The 21119-nt window shown below is 65.8% G+C and carries 18 protein-coding genes and 1 pseudogene; 4 read left to right on the top strand and 15 right to left on the bottom strand.

The features are described from left to right. The 6 genes and pseudogenes from ACIQ09_RS06670 to ACIQ09_RS06645 form a co-directional block, all read right to left on the bottom strand. Positions 1-139: pseudogene (locus ACIQ09_RS06670) on the bottom strand (sulfate adenylyltransferase); the annotation flags it as partial. Further along, positions 140-1075, bottom strand: coding sequence for a sulfate adenylyltransferase subunit CysD (gene cysD, locus ACIQ09_RS06665; protein ID WP_398307470.1), 936 nt, complete (start codon positions 1073-1075; stop codon positions 140-142). 33 nt (positions 1076-1108) lie between these two features. Beyond that, complete coding sequence (locus tag ACIQ09_RS06660; RefSeq protein WP_398307468.1) at positions 1109-1834, bottom strand: phosphoadenylyl-sulfate reductase; 726 nt, start codon at positions 1832-1834, stop codon at positions 1109-1111. An 18-nt stretch (positions 1835-1852) separates the two neighbouring features. Beyond that, complete coding sequence (locus ACIQ09_RS06655) at positions 1853-2377, bottom strand: DUF934 domain-containing protein (RefSeq protein WP_374500225.1); 525 nt, start codon at positions 2375-2377, stop codon at positions 1853-1855. Continuing rightward, positions 2370-4052 carry a nitrite/sulfite reductase gene (locus ACIQ09_RS06650; RefSeq protein ID WP_398307465.1) on the bottom strand — a complete coding sequence of 561 codons (1683 nt, stop codon included), beginning with the start codon at positions 4050-4052 and terminating at the stop codon, positions 2370-2372. Before ACIQ09_RS06650 ends, ACIQ09_RS06655 begins: the two co-directional genes overlap by 8 nt. A gap of 30 nt (positions 4053-4082) precedes the next feature. Next, a complete protein-coding gene (locus ACIQ09_RS06645) occupies positions 4083-4862 on the bottom strand; it encodes a sulfite exporter TauE/SafE family protein (protein WP_398307463.1) in 780 nt (259 codons plus the stop codon). 137 nt (positions 4863-4999) lie between these two features. Here ACIQ09_RS06645 and cysB point away from each other — a divergent pair, with 137 nt between their 5' ends. Both cysB and ACIQ09_RS06635 read left to right on the top strand, forming a co-directional pair. After that, positions 5000-5941, top strand: coding sequence for an HTH-type transcriptional regulator CysB (gene cysB, locus ACIQ09_RS06640; protein WP_398307461.1), 942 nt, complete (start codon positions 5000-5002; stop codon positions 5939-5941). A gap of 118 nt (positions 5942-6059) precedes the next feature. Next, entirely contained in the window at positions 6060-7874 is a 1815-nt protein-coding gene (locus ACIQ09_RS06635; RefSeq protein WP_398307459.1) for a monovalent cation:proton antiporter-2 (CPA2) family protein, read from the top strand. Position 7875: 1 nt separating this feature from the next. Here ACIQ09_RS06635 and ACIQ09_RS06630 read toward each other — a convergent pair whose 3' ends face one another. From ACIQ09_RS06630 to ftsH, 7 genes are all read right to left on the bottom strand, one after another. Further along, positions 7876-8817 carry an asparaginase gene (locus ACIQ09_RS06630; RefSeq protein WP_398307457.1) on the bottom strand — a complete coding sequence of 314 codons (942 nt, stop codon included), beginning with the start codon at positions 8815-8817 and terminating at the stop codon, positions 7876-7878. Position 8818: 1 nt separating this feature from the next. Then, positions 8819-9547, bottom strand: coding sequence for an amino acid ABC transporter ATP-binding protein (locus tag ACIQ09_RS06625; RefSeq protein ID WP_398307455.1), 729 nt, complete (start codon positions 9545-9547; stop codon positions 8819-8821). 9 nt (positions 9548-9556) lie between these two features. Further along, positions 9557-10240: a glutamate/aspartate ABC transporter permease GltK gene (gene gltK, locus ACIQ09_RS06620; protein ID WP_398307453.1), complete on the bottom strand. Its 684-nt coding sequence runs from the start codon at positions 10238-10240 to the stop codon at positions 9557-9559. 10 nt (positions 10241-10250) lie between these two features. Continuing rightward, positions 10251-10991 (bottom strand): amino acid ABC transporter permease, encoded by a 741-nt coding sequence (locus ACIQ09_RS06615; RefSeq protein WP_398307450.1) that lies wholly within the window; start codon positions 10989-10991, stop codon positions 10251-10253. Positions 10992-11018: 27 nt separating this feature from the next. Next, positions 11019-11918: a glutamate/aspartate ABC transporter substrate-binding protein gene (locus ACIQ09_RS06610; protein ID WP_398307448.1), complete on the bottom strand. Its 900-nt coding sequence runs from the start codon at positions 11916-11918 to the stop codon at positions 11019-11021. A 117-nt stretch (positions 11919-12035) separates the two neighbouring features. Continuing rightward, the gene (locus tag ACIQ09_RS06605; RefSeq protein WP_398307446.1) at positions 12036-12728 is read right to left on the bottom strand and encodes an META domain-containing protein; all 693 of its coding nucleotides are present in this window, start codon (positions 12726-12728) and stop codon (positions 12036-12038) included. Between the two features lie 27 nt (positions 12729-12755). Further along, on the bottom strand, positions 12756-14576 hold the full coding sequence (ftsH, locus tag ACIQ09_RS06600) for an ATP-dependent zinc metalloprotease FtsH (RefSeq protein ID WP_398307444.1): 1821 nt from the start codon (positions 14574-14576) through the stop codon (positions 12756-12758). Between the two features lie 201 nt (positions 14577-14777). Here ftsH and prsT point away from each other — a divergent pair, with 201 nt between their 5' ends. Both prsT and xdp1 read left to right on the top strand, forming a co-directional pair. Beyond that, entirely contained in the window at positions 14778-17615 is a 2838-nt protein-coding gene (gene prsT / locus ACIQ09_RS06595; protein WP_398307441.1) for an XrtA/PEP-CTERM system TPR-repeat protein PrsT, read from the top strand. 152 nt (positions 17616-17767) lie between these two features. After that, positions 17768-18613, top strand: coding sequence for an exosortase-dependent surface protein XDP1 (xdp1, locus tag ACIQ09_RS06590; RefSeq protein ID WP_398307439.1), 846 nt, complete (start codon positions 17768-17770; stop codon positions 18611-18613). Positions 18614-18672: 59 nt separating this feature from the next. Here xdp1 and ACIQ09_RS06585 read toward each other — a convergent pair whose 3' ends face one another. Both ACIQ09_RS06585 and ACIQ09_RS06580 read right to left on the bottom strand, forming a co-directional pair. Next, positions 18673-19098 carry a c-type cytochrome gene (locus tag ACIQ09_RS06585; RefSeq protein ID WP_398307437.1) on the bottom strand — a complete coding sequence of 142 codons (426 nt, stop codon included), beginning with the start codon at positions 19096-19098 and terminating at the stop codon, positions 18673-18675. Positions 19099-19197: 99 nt separating this feature from the next. Further along, positions 19198-21021, bottom strand: coding sequence for a DEAD/DEAH box helicase (locus ACIQ09_RS06580; RefSeq protein ID WP_398307435.1), 1824 nt, complete (start codon positions 21019-21021; stop codon positions 19198-19200). Between the last annotated feature and the right edge of the window lie 98 nt (positions 21022-21119).

Raw genomic sequence — 21119 nt, 5'->3', positions numbered from 1 at the left:
CGATCGCCGTCAGGGTGTCGGCGAGGATGGTCTTGGTGTCGAACAGCAGGCGGCCGATCAGGGTGCTCTTGCCGTCATCCACGGAGCCGCAGGTGAGGAAGCGCAGCAGGCCCCGGTCTTCTACTTGATGGGCGCTCATTTAGAAGTAACCCTCTTTCTTGCGTTGTTCCATGGAGGCGTCGCTGGTCTGGTCGTCCAGACGGGTGGCGCCGCGCTCGGTGATGGTAGTGGTGGCGGTCTCCAGCACGATCTTCTCGACGGTGTCGGCGTCCGACTCGACGGGGGCGGTGCAGGAGATGTCACCGACGGTACGGAAGCGCACCTGCAGGTCGATGATCTCTTCACCGGCCTTGGGCAGGTTGGTGAGCTCGCCGTTGGTCAGGGGGACGTTGACGGGCACGATGGCGCCCTGGCGCATCACCACCGGGCGGGTGTGGGCAAAGTAGATGGAGGGCAGTTCGAGGCCTTCGCGCTCGATGTACTGCCACACGTCCATCTCGGTCCAGTTGCTGATCGGGAAGGCGCGGATGTTCTCACCCTTGTGGCTGCGGGCGTTGTAGAGGTTCCACAGCTCGGGGCGCTGGTTCTTCGGGTCCCATTGGCCGAATTCGTCGCGGAAGCTCATGATCCGCTCCTTGGCGCGGGCCTTCTCTTCGTCACGACGGGCACCGCCGATACAGGCGTCAAAGCCGAACTCCTCGATGGCCTCGAGGAGCGTCACGGACTGGTGCTTGTTGCGGGATTCGTTCTCATGCTTGAGGACCACCGTGCCCCGCGCCATGGAGTCTTCAACCGAACGGACGATCAGACGCTCGCCCAGCTCGGCAGCACGCTTGTCGCGAAAGACAACGACTTCCTGGTAGTTGTGGCCGGTGTCGATATGCATCAGCGGAAAGGGGAACTTGCCCGGGCGGAAAGCCTTTTCGGCGAGCCGCAGCATGCAGATGGAGTCCTTGCCGCCGGAGAACAGCAGCACCGGGTTGCTGCACTGGCCGGCCACTTCACGCATGATGTGGATGGCTTCGGATTCGAGCCAGTCCAGGTGGCTCAGGGTTTGTTTGGTGAGCGTCGACATTGCTTTACTCGTGTGAGGGTTCTTCGGTGCGCGTCACTTCTTGACGTGCAGGCCGCATTCCTTGGTTTCCGGATTTTCCCACCACCAGCGCCCGGCGCGAACGTCTTCTCCGATCGACACCGGGCGCGTACAGGGGGCGCAGCCGATGCTCGGGTAGAACTTGTCGTGCAAGGCGTTGTACGGAACCTTGTTGAGGCGGATGTAGGCCCAGACTTCCTTCTCGGTCCAGTCGGACAGGGGGTTGAACTTGATCAGTCCGTTGCCCTCGTCGAACTGGCGCTTGGGCAGGTCGGTGCGGGTGGTGGATTGCTCGGCGCGCAGGCCGGTGATCCAGGCCTGTTTGCCGGCCAGGGCGCGGCCCAGGGGTTCGACCTTGCGGGCGTGGCAACAAGCCTTGCGCAGCTCTACGCTGTCGTAGAAGGCGTTGATGCCGTGCTCGCGGGTGAAGGTTTCGATGGCGTCGTGGTTCGGGTAGAAGAACTTGAGCTTCAGGCCATAGTGCTGCTGCACCTTGGCCATCAGGTCATAGGTCTCCAGGGGCAGGCGGCCGGTGTCGAGGGAGAAGATCTCGATGGGCAGGCCGCTGCTGCAGATCACGTCGGTGAGGACCATATCCTCGGCGCCCAGGCTGTTGGCCATGGTGATGGCGGGCAGCTCGGTGGCCCAGGCAGCCAGGTCGACCTTGAGGGCGGCGACCTTGGCTTCCAGGCCGGCCAGCAGGGTGGGGTCGTCGAGCTTGGGGTTCTGGTTAGGATGCATGTGATCGGCTCCTGATGCTCAGGCGACGCGCTGGGCACGGCGGAACAGGGGTTCCGGCTGGTCGATGGCCGCCTGGTAGGGGCTGGAGAAATCCTTCAGGCTGGCGACCGCCTCTTCAAGCTGGGCATCGGAATACTTGCCGGCCTTGGGTTGGAGAGTGTCGAAACCGCAGCGCTGCATGAAGAAGAACTGGTCGCGCAGCACATCGCCGATGGCGCGGACTTCGCCCTTGAAGGCGTAGCGGCTGCGCAGCAGCGCGGCACCCGAGTAGGCGCGGCCGTCGGTGAATTTGGGGAAGTTGAGGGCGACGGCCGACAGGCTTTCCAGATCTTCGGCCAGATCCTCCACGCTCTCGTGGCTGTCGAGCCACACGCCCACGCCGGCACGACCCGAGAGCATGCCCTTGTGGGCCTGCCACACGGCCAGGGGCACGAATACCTGCCCTTCGGGCAGGGTCAGGGCTTCGGGGGCCTGGGTTTCGTCCAGGACCAGGATCTCTGCGCTGTCGTCGACCACGCGGCCGTTCCTGATGAGCTTAGGCATTCTGCTTCCTTTCGATGATGGCGGCGTCGCCATACACGCCGATCTTGAACGGGTCGAGGCCGATGCGGCGGACGGTTTCGATGAAACGCTCGCCGTCGAGGCGCTGGGCCCGGTACACGTCGATGACCTTGCTGATCACGTCGGGCATTTCGGCGGCGGCGAAGGCGCGGCCGATGACCTTGCCGATGCTGGTGTTGTTGCCCTGGCTGCCGCCGAGGCTGACCTGATACCACTCGGAACCGTTCTTGTCGACGCCGAGGATGCCTATGTGGCCCACGTGGTGGTGGCCGCAGGAGTTCATGCAGCCCGAGATGTTGAGCTCGATGTCGCCGATGTCGTAGAGGTAGTCCAGATCGTCGAAGCGGGCCTGGATGGCGTTGGCGATGGGGATGGACTTGGCATTGGCCAGGGCGCAGAAATCGCCCCCCGGGCAGCAGATCATGTCGGTCAGCAGGCCGAAGGTCGGCGTGGCCAGGCCGCCAGCGCGGGCCTTCTCCCAGACGGCGAACAGATCGGACTGGCGGACGTCGGCCAGCACCAGGTTCTGTTCGTGGGTGGCGCGCACTTCGCCAAAGCTGTAGGCATCGCCCAGATCGGCCACGAGTTCGAGCTGCGCATCGGTGATGTCGCCGGGGGCGCGCTGGGGATCCTTCAGGGACAGCACCACCACGGCGTAGCCGGGCACCTTGTGGGCCAGCACGTTGCGGCGGGTCCAGGCGGCAAAGGCTGGGTTGGCGCTACGCTGGGCCGCGTAATCCGCGTCCTCGGCCGGCAGGCTGGCGTAGGCCGGCGTGGTGAAGTGGGTGGCCACGCGGGCCACTTCGGCCTCGGTGAGGGTGTTCGGGCCGTTCTTGCCGAAGGCCCATTCCTCTTCCACCTGGCGCTTGAACTCGGCGATGCCGAGGGCCTTGACGAGGATCTTGATGCGCGCCTTGTACAGGTTGTCGCGGCGGCCATAGCGGTTGTACACACGCAGGATGGCTTCGCAGTAGGTGATGATGTGCTGCCAGGGCACGAAGTCACTGATCTCGGCGCCGATGATCGGGGTGCGGCCCATGCCACCGCCAACCAGCACCCGGAAGCCGATTTCACCGGCGGCATCGCGCTTGAGCTCCAGGCCGATGTCGTGGCACTGGATGACTGCCCGGTCCTGCTCGGCGCCATTCACGGCAATCTTGAACTTGCGCGGCAGGAAGGCGAATTCCGGGTGGAAGGTGCTCCACTGGCGCAGCACTTCGCACCAGGGCCGCGGGTCGATGTACTCATCGCCGGCGACGCCCGCAAAGGGGTCGGAGGTGATGTTGCGGATGCACGCGCCGGAGGTCTGGATGGCGTGCATCTCGACGGTGGCCAGCTCGGCCAGGATCTCCGGCACCACCTTCAGCTCGGGCCAGTTGAACTGGAAGTTCTGGCGCGTGGTGACGTGGGCGTAGCCCTTGTCGTGGGTGCGGGCGATGTGGGCCAGTTTGCGGATCTGCGTGGTGGACAGCAGGCCGTAGGGCACCGCGACCCGCAGCATCGGGGCATGGCGCTGGATGTACAGGCCGTTCTGCAGGCGCAGGGGGCGGAACTCGTCGTCGGTCAGTTCACCGGCCAGGTAGCGGCGGGTCTGATCGCGAAACTGGGCGACGCGTTCGTCGACAATCTTCTGGTCGTAGGGGTCGTAACGGTACATGGTTTCTTCCTGGTTATTCTCAGGGGCCGGTCAGGCCGCAATCAGCTTGCTGCCTACCAAGACCAGCATGGTTGCCAGAATCGGACGCAGCACCCGGTCGGGGACGCGGGTGGAAATATGGCTGCCCAGCCAGATGCCCGGCAGGGAACCGATCAACAGGCTGCCCAGCAAGGACCAGTCGACACTGCCCAGGAACCAGTGGCCGATGCCGGCCACCAGGGTCAGGGGCACTGCGTGGGCGATGTCGCTGCCGACGATGCGCAGAGTGGGCAGGCGGGGATACAGGAAAAACAGGGCACTGACACCCAGGGCGCCAGCACCCACCGATGAGATGGAAACGAGCACGCCCAGCACGATGCCGGTCAGCACGGTGAGTACGGCCGTGCGTTGCGGTCGCTCCTGCCCGTCGGAGTGGCGCAGGGCGTAAGCCTGGATCTGCTTACGGAAGATGATGGCCACGGCGGTCAGCAGCAGGGCAAAACCCAGGGAGGTCTTGATCAGCGCAGCCGCACCGTCAATGCCGCCGGGGGCAAAATGGCCCACGAGCAACAGCGTCAAGGCTGCGGCGGGAATGCTACCCATGGCAAGGCGACGGGTGATCGTCCAGTCCACAGTGCCCTTCAGCCCGTGGGCAAGTGTACCTCCCGCCTTGGTGATGGCGGCATACAACAGGTCGGTGCCGACCGCCACGGACGGGTTGATTCCGAATATCAGCACCAGCAGCGGTGTCATCAAAGACCCGCCGCCAACACCGGTGAGACCGACGATGGCGCCTACGGAAAAGCCGGCAATGGTGTACGCGATGCTCATGATAAACCCAAAATCTTTGTGCAGCGCATCGTAGAGGGAGTTGTTAGATCCAAGAAGGGGTTTTTGGTTAGACTGATAGAAGTAAAAGTTCTATTGGCGTGCGCCAAGGCGTCGGTTCGGGGACAAGGGAGAGCAAGGTGAATATCCAGCAACTGCGCTATGTTTTCGAGGTGGCCCGGCATCGTCTCAACGTGTCCGAAGCGGCAGAGGCCTTGTTTACTTCCCAGCCGGGCGTGTCCAAGCAGATCCGCCAGCTGGAAGAGGAGTTGGCGGTGGAGATCTTCGTCCGTCACGGCAAGCGACTTGTGGACATTACCGAACCCGGCAAGCAGGTTCTGGCGATCGCGGCGCGCATTTTGCAGGAAGTGGACAACCTTCGGGAAGTCGGCGCGGAATTCAGCAACGAGGCGACGGGCAGCCTGTCCATCGCCTTCACCCATACCCAGGCCCGCTATGCCCTGCCGCCGGTGGTGCGCAGCTTCATGGCCCGCTACCCCAACGTGCGCCTGTCCTTTCACCAGGGCAACCCCCACCAGGTGTGCGAGTACGTGCTGTCCGGCGTGGCCGACATTGCCATTGCCACGGAGGCCATCGCCGAACACGAGGACATCGTGATGCTGCCCTGCTACCAGTGGAACCGCTGCATCATCGCCCCGGTACGGCACCCCATCCTGAGCACCCAGCCCCTGACCCTGGAGGCCATTGCCCGCTACCCCATTGTCACCTACGACTTCGCCTTCACCGGGCGCAACAAGATCAACGAAGCCTTCATGGGGCGCGGGCTCAAGCCGAATGTGGTGCTGACCGCCATCGACTCGGACGTGATCAAGACCTACGTGGCCATGGGCCTGGGGGTAGGCATCGTCGCAAAGATGGCCTTCGACCCGGCGGTGGACAAGGAGCTCGGGATGGTGGATGCCGCGCATCTGTTCGCCTCCAGCACGACGCGCATCGGCTTGCGTCGCAATGCGTGGCTGAGAGGCTATGTGTATGCCTTCATCGAGTACTTCGCCCCCCATCTGACCCGTAGGGTGGTAGATGCAGCCCTGGCCGGTGGCGGCCAGGATCCGGGGCTGTAGGTAGCCCGGCCGGATCGCGGCGGCCATCTCTGCGGAGGGCGGTTGGTGCCAGCGGAGACAGCAATAGTGTTTCCAGATTCTTCGGTCACGAAATGCGTTGCCGGACTATGAGAGACTTGTGGGATATCGAGTTGCCCGTCACTTTCTTCCGTCCATGCAATCCCTGACCACCTTTGCCGCCCTGTTGCTGGCGTCCGTTCTGTTCGTCCCTCTTTTCAAGCGGGCCGGGTTGGGGACGGTGCTGGGCTATCTGGCGGTCGGAATGCTGATCGGGCCATCCGGCGTGAAGCTGGTGCGCGATCCGGACAACCTCCTGCATACCGCCGAACTGGGCGTGATCATGTTGCTCTTCGTCATCGGGCTGGAGCTCAAGCCATCACGCCTGTGGGCCTTGCGCCGCTCGGTGTTCGGTCTGGGTGCGCTGCAGCTGTTTGGTGTGGCGGCGGCCCTGGCAGGCGCCGGGCGCTACCTGGGGCTATCGGTGTCGGCGGCGGTGGTGGTGGGTATCATCCTGGCCTTGTCGTCCACCGCCTTCGTGCTGCCCACTCTGGCCGAACGGCGTGAGCTGTCTACACGTCATGGCCGGGAAGCCTTTGCCATCCTGCTGTTCCAGGATCTGTCGGTGATTCCCCTGTTGGCTTTGATTCCCCTTTTCGGTACGGGAAAGCCGACGGCGTTGACCCATCCCGGGGTTGGTCTTGGCCTGCTGGTGGTGGTGGCCTTTGTGGGGCGTCCCCTGCTTGATGCTTTGTTCCGCCACGTGGCAAGGGTGAACAGCCGCGAGATGTTTACCGCCGCGGCCCTGGTGACCGTGCTCGGCCTTGCCCTGTTGATGCAGGCGGGTGGCCTGTCCATGTCCCTCGGGGCCTTCGTCGCCGGCGTGCTCCTTGCGGATTCCGAGTTCAGGCATGAGCTTGAGGCCTCCATCGCGCCGTTCCAGGGCCTGCTCCTGGGTCTGTTCTTTATGGCCGTGGGGATGTCCACCAACCTGCGTCTGCTGGTGGATCAGCCCCTGCAGATTCTCGGTCTGACTGTGGGCCTCATCTTCATCAAGTTCATCGTGCTCTTCGTGCTGCGCAGGCTTGTCGGTGGGCCGGCGCCGGAGGCCAGGTCGCTGGCCCTGACCCTGGCCCAGGGGGGCGAGTTTGCCTTCGTGCTCTTCGATGCGGCCCAGTCCTTCCGGGTGCTGGGTGAGGTTCAAGCCGATCGGCTGACCCTGGTAGTGGCCCTGTCCATGGCGGTTTCACCTCTGCTCCTTCTGCTCGGCGACCGGATTGCCGAGGCGACCCGGGGCAAAGGGCCCGTGCGCGCCTACGATGATCTGCCGGTGCATTCGAGCGAAGTGGTCATCGCCGGCTTCGGGCGGGTCGGGCAGATCGTCGGTCGCTTGCTGCTGGCGCGGGGTGTCAGCTTCACCGCCCTGGATGCCGATGCCGGGCAGGTGGATACAGTGCGGCGTTTTGGCCTGAAAGTGTTCTATGGGGATGCAGCCCATCTGGATCTGCTGCACGCTGCCCAGCTCGACAAGGCCAAGGTCTTCGTGCTGGCCATCGATGACGTGGAGGCCTCGTTGAGAACCGCCGAGCTGGTGCGCAAGCATTTTCCCCATGTGCAGATCGTGGCCCGGGCGCGTAATCGCTTTCACGCCAGCCGTCTGATGGATCTGGGTATCGAGCGGCAGATCCGTGAGACCTTGCCCTCGAGTCTGGAGATGGCTCGCTGGACCCTGGAGCTGCTGCACGAGCCACCTGCCCTGGCAGAGCAACTGGTCAATCGGTTCGCCCGTCATGATGCGGAAGTGCTGGCCCGCCAGCAGGCCATTTCCCACGATGAGAGCAAGCTCATCCAGTCTTCCCTCGAAGCCCGCGAGGAGCTGGCCCAGGTGCTGGAGGAGGCCCGTGTGGCCTTCACCCGCAAGGGGCGCGGCGGCTGAGTCAGAAGCCGGGCAGGCGTGTCTTCAGCGTGCGGGCTTCCCAGCCGGCGGCGAGGGCCAGCATCAGGGCCACCCGGGCCTTCGGCGGCGGCAGATCTCCGGCGGTGAGCCAGCCGGCGCCGTCATCATCGGCATTCCCATTGTGTATCACCGGGCCGGCGCAGCGGCTGGCCCTGAGGATGGCGACACCCTGGTCCCGGGCCCGCTGCAGGGCTGGCTCCCACGCCGACGGCACGCTGCCGTGGCCGGTCAGGGCCAGCACCAGGCCCCGGGCACCGTCTGCCACGCTGGCATCGATCAGCATGGCGGGGGCGCCGGCATAGCCGGGCAGGATGTCCACGCGGGGCAGGGCGGTCGGCGTCAGGCTGGCGAAGCGTCCGTCAGGTTCGGCCGCAGTCCAGGTCTGGTCGGCTTCAAAAGCATCCAGCCCCGTCGTCCGAGCCTTGCGTAAATGGCGGGCGCCGTAAGGCGTGCCGTTCATCACCACCAGCACGCCCTTGTCGGCGGCCTCAGGCGATGCGGCGAGCCGGACGGAGGTGAGCAGGTTGGCCGGGCCGTCGGCCTCTGGATGATCGGCGGGGCGCATCGCTCCCGTGAGGACCGTCGGCTTGCCGGGGGGCAGGGCGAGGTGCAGAAAGTAGGCGCTCTCCTCAAGGGTGTCGGTGCCGTGGAGGATCACCACCCCGTCAACCGACGGATCGGCCAGCGCCTGGCGGGCGGCTGACAGCATGCTCAGCCATCCGTCCGGCGTCATGTCTTTGCTGTCGAGGGCGAGGATCTGTTCGGCGTCGAGGCTGGCGACCCCGTCGAGGCCGGGCACCGCCGCGAGCAGGGCGGCTACCGGGCGTACGCCTGCCCGGTAACGGGCGCCGTCGCCGGCCGGGTCGGCCTCACCGGCGATGGTGCCGCCGGTCGCCAGGATGCGGATGTGCGGCAGTGCCACTTCAGTGCTGCAGGATCTTGGCCAGGAACTGGCGGGCGCGCTCGGAGCGGGGGGCGCCGAAGAAAGCATCCTTGGCATCATCTTCGACGATGCGGCCTTGGTCCATGAAGATCACCCGGTTGGCGACCTTGCGGGCGAAGCCCATCTCATGGGTGACGCACATCATGGTCATGCCTTCCTGGGCCAGCTCCACCATCACGTCCAGCACCTCGTTGATCATCTCCGGGTCGAGGGCCGAGGTGGGCTCGTCGAAGAGCATGCAGATGGGGTCCATGGCCAGGGCGCGGGCGATGGCCACGCGCTGCTGCTGACCGCCGGAGAGCTGGCCGGGGAACTTGGCGGCGTGGGCCTTGAGGCCGACCCGGTCGAGGAGCTTGAGGCCCTTGTCGCGGGCTTCGTCCTTCGAGCGCCCGAGCACCTTCACCTGGGCAATGCTCAGGTTGTCGGTGATGCTCATGTGGGGAAACAGCTCGAAGTGCTGGAAGACCATCCCGACCCGGCTGCGCAGTTTCGACAGATTGGTTTTCGGATCGCCGACCGAAATGCCATCTACCGTGATGGCGCCGGCCTGAAATGGCTCCAGGCCATTGACGCATTTGATCAGGGTGGACTTGCCGCTGCCCGACGGGCCGCACACCACCACCACCTCTCCCTTCTTCACCTGGGTGGTGCAGTCGGTGAGGACCTGGAAGCTGCCGTAGTGCTTGGAAACCTTGTCGATCGTGATCATCTTGAATCCTTAGAGCGTTGCCATCCGTTTCTGCAGACGGCGAACCACCTGAGACAGGCTGAAGCACAGCACGAAATACACCGCGCCCGCAAAGAGCAGCAACTCGACGAGGCGTCCGTCCCGGTCGCCCACCTTGTAGGCGGCGCCGAAGAAGTCGGCGAGGGCCGAGACATAGACCAGGGAGGTGTCCTGGAAGAGCACGATGGCCTGGGTGAGGAGCAGCGGAACCATGTTGCGGAAGGCCTGGGGCAGCACCACCAGGCGCATGGCCTGGGCGTAGGTCATGCCCAGGGCCGAGGCGGCGGAGACCTGCCCCTTGGGTACCGACTGGATGCCGGCGCGGATGATCTCGGAGTAGTAGGCCGACTCGAACAGGGCGAAGCCGATCATGGCCGAGGTGAGGCGCACGTCGGTGTTGGGGTCGAGGTTGAAGGCGCCGCGCAGCACTTGGGGCACGATCAGGAAGAACCACAGCAGCACCATCACCAGCGGGATGGCCCGGAAGAGGTTGACGTAGCCCGCCGCAAACCAGGACAAGGGCTTGACCGGGGACAGCCGCATCATGGCCAGCAGGGTGCCCCAGACGATGCCGAAGATCACGGCGATGGCGGTGATCTCCAGGGACACCTTCATGCCCTCCCACAGGAAGGGCAGGGCGCCGGGGATGGAGGACCAGTCGAATTCGTAGTTCATCGCAGCTCCCTCACTTTCCGCCGATGTAGCCGGGCACGCGGCTGCGGGTCTCGATGACCCGCATCAGCAGCATCACCACCACGTTGATGAGCAGATAGAGCAGGGTCACGGCGATGAAGGACTCGTAGGGCTGGGCGGTGTAATCCACCAGCTGGCGGCCCTGGGCGGCGAGCTCGAGCAGGCCGATGGTCGAGCACACCGCGGAGTTCTTGAAGATGTTGAGGAACTCGGAGGTGAGGGGCGGAATGACCAGGCGGAAGGCCATGGGCAGCAGCACATGCCGATAGGTCTGCGGCAAGGTGAAGCCCAGGGCGAGGCCCGCGTTCTTCTGGCCGCGGGGCAGGCTGTTGATGCCTGAGCGGACCTGCTCGCAGACCCGGGCAGAGGTGAAGAAGCCCAGGCATACCATGGCCGACACGAACTGCTGGGTGAGCGGGTTGAGATCCTGCTTGAAGCGGTCGCCCAGGCCGAATGGCAGCACCTCCGGCAGCACGAAGTACCAGATGAAGAGCTGCACCAGCAGCGGGATATTGCGGAAGACCTCGACGTAGGCCGCGGCGATGCCTGACAGGCCCTTGTGCGGCACGGTGCGCAGCACGCCCATCAGGCTGCCCAGGGCCAGGGCGATGACCCAGGCCGACAGGGACAGCAGGATGGTGGTCTGCAGGCCGGACAGCATCCAGCCCAGATAGGTCGTGTCGCCCGTGGGCACGGGGCTGCCGAAGATGCCCCAGTTCCAGTTGTAGCTCATGGTGTCATGCCCCCGGGCGGATCAGACTCATTCAAAAGGCTTGTCGTTGGGTGCCTTGTAGAGCTTGAGCATGGCGTCGGAGGGCGGGAAGTTGAGGTTCAGGCCCTTGGGGGGGATGGGCTGGGTGAACCACTTCTTGTAGATGGCCTCGGCCTCGCCGGAAGTCATGGCCTTGGCGAGGGCGGCATCGACGAGCTTTTTGAAGCCCGGGTCGTCCTTGCGCATCATGCAGCCGTAGGCCTCGAAGCTCTGGGGCGTGCCGGTGATGGTCCAGTCGGCAGGGCGCTTGGCCTTGGCCAGCTCGCCGTAGAGGAGGGCGTCATCCATCATGAAGGCGACGGCGCGGCCGGTTTCGAGGGTGAGGAAGGACTCGCCGTGGTCCTTGGCGGAGATGATGTTCATGCCGAGCTTCTTCTCCTCGTTCATCTTGCGGATGAGTCGCTCGGAGGTGGTGCCGGCGGTGGTGACCACGTTTTTGCCGGCGAGGTCGGGGAAGTCCTTCACGCCGGATTCCTTCTTGGTCATCAGGCGGGTGCCGATGATGAAGATGGTGTTGGAGAAGGCGACCTGGCGGGCGCGTTCGGTGTTGTTGGTGGTGGAGCCGCACTCGATGTCGACGGTGCCGTTCTGGATGAGGGGGATGCGGTTCTGGGAGGTGACGGGGGTGAGCTTGAGGGCGAGGGCGGGGAGCTTGAGCTCGGCCTTGACGGCGTCGACGACCTTGAGCATGAGCTCCTGGGAGTAGCCGACGACCTGCTGCTTGTCGTCGTAGTAGGAGAAGGGGATGGAGGACTCCCGATGGCCCAGGGCAATGGTGCCGCTGCTCTTGATCTTGGCCAGGGTGGCAGATTCCTGGGCCAGGGCCGGCTGGACGAGGCTGGCGCACAGTGCCAGGACAGTGAGGGCAGGGGTACGGATACAGGACATGGGCAATTCCTCCAGGGAAGGGCGAATGATCGCGGGTGCGGACTGGGCCGCCCGGGGCAGGGCCTTGGATGCAAGCAGGGCCATTGTAGCCCCAGCTTGCGGGCGCTGCGCTCAGGCTCAGCGCAGGTATTCGGCCTCAAAGCGGGCCACGGGGAGGCCGTCGGCCAGTAGCTCGAGGCTGGTGCCGGCCTGGATGCGGTGGGTGGCACGGGACAAGGCGCCGACGAAGCGTGTTTCCTGTTCGGCAAGCGTGCCCGGGCAGGCCATACGGGTGGTGGCCAGGGGCAGCACGGTGAAGCCGTTCGGCCCCCAGCTGCGATACTCCCCACTCAGGCGATTGCAGCCGCTTGAACCCGTCAGGCGCCCCTGAGCGGGGTTGAATTGCAGGAAGGGCGGTGTTCCCTCGGTCGCCACTGGCCGCCCATCGAGGCGCACCAGCTTCCAGCGGGCTGTATGGAGTTCAGCGTGGCGGGCACACCCCCGGCCCTGTTCGACCCGGGCAAAGCGATCCACGACCAGCACGTCTTCCCGGCCACCGCCTTCCAGGCGGGGGCGATTCTCCACGTGCCCGAGCAGGCTGACCCACAGGGGGGCGCCAGGCTGGGTGGCGCTCGCCAGGTAGGCTCGCTCAAGCGCGGCGTTGTCGGCTTCCGTCGCTACCGCCACGCGCTTGCCGCTGCGGCAGTCGGTGAGCAGGCCGGCGTCGGCAAAGTGGATGTAGATCCCGTCGATGGGGCCGGACGGGTTGGGGCCGGCTCCCAGAGTGGGGGTGGCGGTGAGAATGAGGCTCAGGGCAAGGAAAGGGCGCACGACAGGCTCCTGTTGGGCAAGCCCGGATTATGCCCCCGTCACCCGCTCGTGGATTGCTCTCAGGTCGCTTTCATCAAGGGTTTCCCGAAGCAGCAGATCCCGGGCGGTTTCTTCCAGGATGTCGCGCCGCTGGGTCAGGATGGCGCTGCTGCGCTCGAAGGCCTGCGCCACGATGGCGCGCACGGCGCAGTCGATCTCGCGGGCAGTCTCCTCGGAGTAGCTGCGCTCCTGGGGCGGGGCAGTCTGGCCGAGAAAGTTGCTGCGTTCGCTCTCATAGGCCACGTTGCCCAGCTTGGCGTCCATGCCGAAGCGCATCACGATGGAGCGGGCGATGGAGGTGACCTTCTGCAGATCGTCGGCGGCGCCGGTGGAAACCTCCCCGAACACCAGCTGTTCAGCGGCCCGGCCACCCAGCAGCACGGCCATCTTGTTTTCCAGTTCGGCACGGGTCATCAGGAAGCGGTCTTCGGTGGGTCGCTGGATGGTGTAGCCAAGGGCGCCCACGCCCCGCGGGATGATGCTGATCTTGTGCACCGGATCGGTGCCCGGAAGGCCCATGGCCACCAGGGCGTGGCCCATCTCGTGATAGGCGACGACGGTGCGCTCATGTTCATTGAGCACCCGGTTCTTCTTCTCCAGGCCGGCGACGATGCGCTCCACTGCCACGGTGAAGTCCTCCACCGTCACCGACTCGCCGTTGCGGCGGGTGGCCACCAGGGCCGCCTCGTTGACCAGGTTGGCCAGCTCGGCGCCGGTGAAGCCGGGGGTCAGGGCAGCGACTTTCTCCGCATCGGTGTTGGCGGCCAGGGTGATCTTCTTCATGTGCACATCGAGGATCGCGATGCGGCCCTTCTTGTCGGGGCGGTCCACCAGCACCTGGCGGTCGAAGCGCCCGGCGCGCAGCAGGGCCGGGTCGAGGACTTCGGGCCGGTTGGTGGCGGCCAGCAGTACAAGGCCCGATGACGAATCGAAGCCGTCCAGCTCAACCAGCAACTGGTTGAGGGTCTGCTCCTTTTCGTCATGGCCGCCGCCCATGCCGCCGAAGGCTCCGCGAGCCCGGCCCATGGCGTCCAGTTCGTCGATGAAGATGATGGCCGGTGCCTTGGCCCGGGCCTGCTCGAAGAGGTCGCGCACCCGTGCCGCACCGACACCGACGAACATCTCGACGAACTCGGAGCCCGAAATCGAGAAGAAGGGTACCCCGGCCTCGCCGGCCACCGCCTTGGCCAACAGGGTCTTGCCGGTACCCGGCGGGCCGACCAACAATACTCCCTTGGGCACCCGTCCGCCCAGCCGCCCGGAAGCCTTCGGGTCCTTCAGAAAACCGACCACCTCCTTGAGCTCATCCTTGGCCTCGTCCACGCCGGCCACATCCTCGAAGCTCACCCCGGTATTGGCTTCCACGTACACCTTGGCCTTGCTCTTGCCCAGGTTCATGAAGCCACCGCCCAGCCCCTGCTTGCCGGCGAACTTCTTCATGGCAAAGATCCAGATGCCGACAAAGATCACCGCCGGCAGCACCCAGCCGAGCAGATCCTTGAAAAAGGTGTTCTCCACCACGCCGGTGAATTTCACGTCGTACTGGGCCAGATCCTTCGCCAGGGACGGATCGACCCGGGTGGTGACGAACTTCTGGCGTCCGTCCTGCAGGGGCTGCTTGAGGCTGCCCTGGATGGTGTTGTCGGCGATGGAGATCTCCGTCACCTCACCGGCTTTGAGCAGGCGCTGGAACTCGCTGTAAGGGAGAGGTTCCACCGTGCGGACCTGCACCCACAGATCGTGGAGCGTAAAGATCGCAAACACGGCGAACACGAAGTACCACAGGCTGAATTGCGTTTTCTTTTCCATGATCCGGGAGGGAAGGGCACACGCCAACCTCGCATGTGGGGGCACATCGACGGGCTTCAAGAATCGGGGGTGAAATCGACGCTTTGTTGCGAAGCGTTAAATCCTTCCGGGGGTGGCGGTGGCGGGTGTGGCCTTTGTCACAGGTGGCCGAAGGGGCGGGCTCTATAACCAAAGTCATATTCCTTTCTCGTGTTGCGACCCATGCCCGCCTTCGGCCGCGCCTCTTCCTCCCGTTCCTGCAGACCCCTTCTTGCCGGCCTCGTGCTGGGTGCCGTACTGTCCTTTCAGGGGGCGCATGCCGCCCGTGGTGACAGCAGCCAGGCGGCCCGTTACCACGAGGATGCCGTGGCCCGTCTGGCCCGCAATGATCTTCCCGGTGCCATCATCCAGGCCCGCAATGCCGTGCAGAAGGACAGCAGCCTACTGGCGGCCCACCTGCTGCTGGGCAAGGCCCTGCTGCGGGACGGTCAGGCGGCCGCCGCCGAAGCCGAGTTCGAGATCGCCCTGCGTCTGGGCGCCAGCATGGCCGAGGTGGCCCAGCCTTACGGTACGGCGCTGATGATGTTCGGCAACAGCGAGAAGCTCCTCGCCCGCATCAAACCTGATGGCCTGGCGCCTTCGGCCCGGGCCGAAGTGCTGGCCATGCGGGCCACGGCCCATGCCGATCAGGGCGACACCAAGGCGGCCTGGCGTGCCGTAGAGGAGGCAAAGGCGGCCGATCCCCGCTCCCTGGCGCCCCTGCGCGCCGAGATCGACCTGGCGCTGCGCACCCGCGATACGCCTCGGGCCCGCCAGGCCCTGGAGGCCGCCGCCGCCATGGCCCCCCGCGATGCGCAGCTCCTGCACCTGCAGGGCGTGCTGCAGCAGAGTGCCGGCAAGCCTGCTGCCGCGCTGGACTATTTCGCCCAGGCCCTCAAGGCCGACCCGCGCCTGCTCGACAGCATGGTGGCCCGCGCCTCCCTGTTGATCGACCTGCAACGCCCTGACGAAGCCCTGCCCGACCTGGAGCGGGCTGCGGCCCTCAGCCAGCGTGAGCCCCGCGTGGCCTACCTGAAGAGCCTGGTCTTTGCCGCCCGCGGCGACAGCCGGGCGTCCCGGGCCCAGCTCGAGGAGGTGACCCGCCTGGTGGATGCCCTGCCCGACACCTTCCTTGCCAGCCAGCCGCCGTTGCTGATGCTCGGCGGGCTGGCCAGCCAGGCCACCGGACGCCTTGAACGGGCCCGGGCACTGCTGGAGCTGTACGTACTGCGCATGCCCGACGACCCTGCCGGCCGCAAGCTGCTCGCCGGCATCTACCTGTCCAGTGGCGACACAGCGCGGGTGGCCGACCTGCTTGAACCCCTGCTGCGCTCGGGCGATGCCGATCCTCAGGTGCTCACCACCCTGGCCGCCCTGCGCATGCAGCAGCGCCGCTACCGGGACGCCGCCGATGCGCTGGAGCGGGCCGCCCGGCTGACCGGCGGTGATCCGGGCATCACGGCCCAGATGGGCTTTGCCCGCCTGGCCGGCCAACAGGGCGACCTGGGGCTGGCGGCCCTGCGCAGCGCCTTCGACAAGGAGCCGGCACAGTTCAAGGTGGCCGCTGCCCTGGTGACGCTCTACCTGCGCCGCAACGACGTGCGCAACGCCACGACGGTGGCTGACGCCCTGCTGCGTCGCCTGCCCGACGATGCCGCCGCCCATAATCTCGCAGGCGCTGTTAAGGCTGCCGCCCGCCGCCCGGCCGACGCACGGGCTGCCTATCTCAAGGCCCTGGCTCTGCAGCCCGGTCTGGTGCCGGCCCGCCTCAACCTGGCCCGTCTCGATGTCGCCGAGGGGCGCCTTGATGAGGCTCGCCAGCGCCTCGCGGCACTTCTCAAGGACGCGCCCGGCAACGCGCAGGCTCTTACGGAGATGGCTCGCCTCGAAAGCTACGCCGGTCGTCCGGCCGCTGCGCTCCCCCTGCTGGAGAAGGCCCAGGCGCTGATACCCGGGGAGGTGACTTCCGGGCTTGAGCTGCTGGCGGTCCACCAGCGCCTGGGCCAGCCGGGTGCCGCGCTCGCCCTGGCGCAAAAGCTGGTGCTGGTGCGCCCGGATGATCCGGTCGTCCTTGAGGCCCTCGGGCGCGCCCACCTGGCTGTCGGTGACGGGACGCAGGCACGTGCGGCGTTTGCCAGCCTCGCCCGCATGGCCGGCCCGGACCCCCAGTATTTGGTGCGGGTCGGTCAGCTCCAGCTGTCGGCGGGGGCTGCCAACGACGCCGGGGCCAGCGCTGAAAAGGCGCTGGCCGCGAAGCCCGGTTACCTGCCGGCTCAGGTCCTGCAGGTGGAGGCGGAGATCCTGGCTGGCAACCTGCCCCGTGCCGAAGCCCTGCTGCGTCAGCTGGCCGCGCGCAGTGCCAGTGGGGTCGATGCCTTGCGCCTGGCGGGCGACATCGCCCTGGCCCGCCAGCAGGCGGGTGAGGCGGCCCGTCTTTACCGGGTGGCCTTCGACAAGTCACCGTCGACGGCGCTGGCCCTGCGCAGTTTCTCCGCGGCTTTCCAGGCGGGCGACGGGGTGCGTGGCGTGGCCTTGCTGGAGGGCTGGTTGCGTCGGCAGCCCGACGCACTTCAGATACAGGCGGCGCTGGCCGAAGGCTATCTGCGCCTGGGGCGGCTGGAGCCTGCGCGCAGCACCTACGAGGCCCTGCTCGCCCGCGACCCGCAGAACGCTGCCGCTGCCAACAATCTGGCCCAGGTGCTGATGCGCCTGAACGATGCCGGCGCGCTGGCCATGGCCGAGAAGGCGGCACGACTGGCTCCGGCCGATGCCAACGCCCTGGATACCCTGGGCTGGTTGCAAGCGCGTAGTGGTGCGCTGGATATCGGCCTCAAGACCCTGCGCGCGGCACGCCTGAGGGCGCCGGACTCCCGCGAGGTGCGATACCACCTGGCATGGGCACTCCATCGCAGTGGCAAACGGGACGAGGCCCGTAACGAACTGGCTGCGGCCCTCAGGGCCCGGGGCGAGTTCGAAAGTCAGGCCGACGCTGAGGCCTTGCGGCGTGAACTGGGCGTCTGAGCCGGGGGTGTCGGCCTGCTTTACACCCGAACTGCAGACGGCACTCTTTGAATAAAAAAACTGTTAATTAACAGAAATTTATAAAATTGGTTTATATCTTGCATGTAAACCTTAATAAACGCTTAAGAACACCAATTTCATCAAGGAAAAATATGACCACTCGATTTTCTCGTTCCATGGTGGCGACCTTCCTTGCCCTGATCGGGATCGGCACTGCTCACGCGGCCTCCAGCTGGAGTTTCACCAACGGTGGCAACCAGTCCGGTAGCGGCGCCTTTGGCAACACGCGTACCTACACCGGCGACGGGGATGGGGGCAGCCTTACCCTCTCGGCCTGGTCGGACACCAAGAACAGTAGCGGTGGCACCCAGAACGCCTACATTGAGAGTGCCTACCTCGGCACTTACAGTGGTGGCCTCGGGGTGACCAACCGGGATGCCGGAACTGCAGGCGACACCAATGAGGGGACCATCCAGAACTCGACCTCCCCCGGGCATACGATGGACAACAACGCGCGCTACGACTCGATGCTGTTCGACTTCGGAGCGGGGTCGTCGGTGACCCTCAAGACGGTGACGGTCGGCTGGTGGAAGACCGACTCTGACCTGACCGTGCTGGCCTATACGGGGAGCGGCACGCCTACCTTCCTGTCCGGCGACGTGGGCTATTCGACGCTGCTGTCGAATGGCTGGAGCGTGGTCAAGGCATCGAACTCTGCCCATTACACCAACGCTGCCAATGGCGGTGTATCCCAGTCCGCCAACACCGCGGGTTACAAGCCCCTGAGCGTGAATGACCTGAACATCAGCTCCCGGTATTGGCTTGTCGGGGCCTTGAACACCCTGGTGCAGTCCTTCCCGAGCGCGGATTCCAACAAGGACTTCATCAAGATTGCCGGCGTGACCGGGGAATACGGGCGGGTTTCGGAGCCGACCAGCGCTGTGCTGGCTGGTGGTGGCCTGCTGGGCTTGCTGGCCCTGCGTCGGCGCAGGAGCTGACAGGCAAGCGCTTGGCCCCCAAGAAACAACGGCACCCTCGGGTGCCGTTGTTTCTTGGGTCAACCCGGTTTGCGGCCCTTGTGGGCCGCCTCGCGTTTGCGCACCTCCGCCTCGATTCGACGCAGCATTGCCGCATCCGGGGCTTGCCAGTCGGCACCCGCCGAGCGGGCCATGTAGGCCACGGCTCCGGAAAATGCATCGAGACTAAGGTCGTTACGCCCGCCTCGTGCCGGCATGCCGCGCACCCCGACCCAGGCGTGGGAGGTCAGTACGGCCTGTCCCTCGCGGATCAGGGGTGCCCAATGTCGGCGGTTTCCCAGTTGCGGGGCCTTGGCCACGCCCGCGCCATGGCAGGCGGCACAGATCTCACGGTAAGTTGTCTCACCGGGGTCGGGTTGTTGCCCGATGGCGGATGGGGTGGTCAGGCTTGCCGTGATGGCGATCAGGCATGAGGCCAGGCGGCGGGTGAGCGGTAGTGGTCGCATTCGCATGGATCCCCGATAAGGGGCCAAAAGTCCAGCCTGCACCATAAATGAAAAAACGCCCCGGAGGGGGCGTCTTGACGTGCGTGGCGTGTCTTGGGCTCAGCCGCGATTGCCGTTGCCGCCGTTACCCCGTGGGGTGAACAGCGCCGCAGGCTTCACGTCGCCCGGCTTGCGGCCGGTGAGGGTGACGACCGGACGCTTGGCTTCGTCCAGTGCGGCCGGGGTGCCGCGGTTGGGGTTGCCGCCCTTGGCTCCGCCGGTGTTCTGGCCCTGGCCGCCACCACGCGGACCCTGGCCGGCCGGCTTGCCGCCACCGAAGCCCCGGTTGGGCTTGTCGAAACCACCCCCGTTGCCGTGGCGGTGACCGCCGGGGCTGGCTTCCGGATCCCGGTAGTTGTTGCGGGCGCGCGGCTGGTAGTCCACCCGGTTGCCGAAATCGTCATCCACCGGCTGGCCATCAGCCTGGCGGGCGGGACGCTGGGGCTTGGGCCCCTGGCTGGGCTGCTGCAGCTTGGCCGGGCGGGCGGGCTGGGCCTGGCTGCCTTCGGCGCGGGCTGCCTGCCCTTGTGTCTTGCCTTGACCCTGAGCGCCACCCTGGCCTTTGGGCTTGCCCTGGCGTTGTCCCTGCCCTTGGCCCTGCTTCGGGCCTTGACCCTGAGCGCCACCCTGGCCCTGGCGGGCACGGCCGCCGTTGTGGGCGCCGCGCGGTTCGCGGGGCGGACGCTCGTCGGTGTCGGGGGGGGCGGCCGAGGGTACGAAATCGGGCACTTCGACCTTGTCGATGAGACGCTTCATCAGGCGCTCGATGTCCTTCAGCAGGGGCAGCTCTTCCCGATCCACCAGGGAGACGGCGGCGCCGGAGGAGCCGGCACGGCCGGTGCGGCCGATCCGGTGCACATAGTCTTCCGAGACGTTGGGCAGCTCGAAGTTGACCACCTGGGGCAGCTGGTCGATGTCCAGGCCGCGGGCGGCGATGTCGGTGGCCACCAACACCTGCAGCTTGGCGTCCTTGAAATCGGCGAGGGCACGGGTGCGGGCTGACTGGCTCTTGTTGCCGTGGATGGCTGCCGAGGGGATGTCGTGCTTGGCGAGGTATTCAGCCAGCTTGTTGGCGCCATGCTTCGTGCGGGTGAACACCAGCACCTGGAACCACTGGTGCTTCTTGATAAGGAAGGCCAGCAGCTCGCGCTTCACCTTCTGCGGGCACAGGTGCACCGACTGGGTGACCAGCTCGGAGGCCGTGTTGCGGCGGGCAACCTCGACAAAACCCGGTTCGTGCAGCAGGCCGTCGGCCAGGGCCTTGATCTCGTCGGAGAAGGTGGCCGAGAACAGCAGGTTCTGGCGCTTCTTCGGCAGCATCGCGAGGATCTTCTTGATGTCGCGGATGAAGCCCATGTCGAGCATGCGATCGGCCTCGTCCAGCACCAGGATCTCCACGCCGGACAGGTCGATGGTCTTCTGGTTGCAATGGTCGAGCAGGCGGCCCGGGGTGGAGACGAGGATGTCCACCTTTTTCTTGAGCTTGGCAATCTGCGGGTTGATGGCGACACCGCCGAACATGACCATGGAAGTCAGGGGCAGGTGCTTGCCGTAAGTCTGGACCGACTCTTCGACCTGGGCGGCGAGTTCGCGCGTCGGCGTCAGGATCAGGCAGCGCGGGCGGCCTGGCTTGATGTTATGAGCGTGTTCCTCGGAGAGGATGTGCAGGATCGGTAGCGTAAAGCCGGCGGTCTTGCCGGTGCCGGTCTGGGCGGCAGCCATCAGGTCGCCACCAGCGAGTACCTGGGGAATGGCTTGGGCCTGGATGGGGGTTGGCACGGTGTAGCCGGTGTCGGCAATGGCGCGCTGGATGGGCTCGCTCAGGGCGAGATCGGCAAACGTGATCGCAACCGGCGCCTGGGCGCCGGATTGGGCTTGAGTCATGGGTATATGTGCTCCTGCGACGGCCTGAACGCTCACGGGGAGCGGCACCAATCGGGGCGGGCGCAACGAGATTTCGCGATCGCTGGGATCTGTCGAAA

Origin of the sequence: Zoogloea sp., from assembly GCF_044344315.1 — a bacterium.
Classification (GTDB): domain Bacteria; phylum Pseudomonadota; class Gammaproteobacteria; order Burkholderiales; family Rhodocyclaceae; genus Zoogloea.
The sequence above is the reverse complement of the archived record's forward strand: the minus strand, read 5'-3'. Positions and strand labels throughout refer to the sequence as shown.

Excerpts from the sequence above, each read along its gene's own strand:
- ACIQ09_RS06650 (WP_398307465.1), bottom strand. The coding sequence starts at position 4,052 with ATGTACCGTTACGACCCCTACGACCAGAAGATTGTCGACGAACGCGTC.
- ACIQ09_RS06580 (WP_398307435.1), bottom strand. The coding sequence starts at position 21,021 with ATGACTCAAGCCCAATCCGGCGCCCAGGCGCCGGTTGCGATCACGTTT.
- ACIQ09_RS06615 (WP_398307450.1), bottom strand. The coding sequence starts at position 10,991 with ATGAGCTACAACTGGAACTGGGGCATCTTCGGCAGCCCCGTGCCCACG.
- ACIQ09_RS06655 (WP_374500225.1), bottom strand. The coding sequence starts at position 2,377 with ATGCCTAAGCTCATCAGGAACGGCCGCGTGGTCGACGACAGCGCAGAG.
- gltK (WP_398307453.1), bottom strand. The coding sequence starts at position 10,240 with ATGAACTACGAATTCGACTGGTCCTCCATCCCCGGCGCCCTGCCCTTC.
- cysD (WP_398307470.1), bottom strand. The coding sequence starts at position 1,075 with ATGTCGACGCTCACCAAACAAACCCTGAGCCACCTGGACTGGCTCGAA.
- xdp1 (WP_398307439.1), top strand. The coding sequence starts at position 17,768 with ATGACCACTCGATTTTCTCGTTCCATGGTGGCGACCTTCCTTGCCCTG.
- ACIQ09_RS06645 (WP_398307463.1), bottom strand. The coding sequence starts at position 4,862 with ATGAGCATCGCGTACACCATTGCCGGCTTTTCCGTAGGCGCCATCGTC.
- ACIQ09_RS06610 (WP_398307448.1), bottom strand. The coding sequence starts at position 11,918 with ATGTCCTGTATCCGTACCCCTGCCCTCACTGTCCTGGCACTGTGCGCC.
- ACIQ09_RS06625 (WP_398307455.1), bottom strand. The coding sequence starts at position 9,547 with ATGATCACGATCGACAAGGTTTCCAAGCACTACGGCAGCTTCCAGGTC.
- prsT (WP_398307441.1), top strand. The coding sequence starts at position 14,778 with ATGCCCGCCTTCGGCCGCGCCTCTTCCTCCCGTTCCTGCAGACCCCTT.
- ACIQ09_RS06660 (WP_398307468.1), bottom strand. The coding sequence starts at position 1,834 with ATGCATCCTAACCAGAACCCCAAGCTCGACGACCCCACCCTGCTGGCC.
- ACIQ09_RS06585 (WP_398307437.1), bottom strand. The coding sequence starts at position 19,098 with ATGCGACCACTACCGCTCACCCGCCGCCTGGCCTCATGCCTGATCGCC.
- ftsH (WP_398307444.1), bottom strand. The coding sequence starts at position 14,576 with ATGGAAAAGAAAACGCAATTCAGCCTGTGGTACTTCGTGTTCGCCGTG.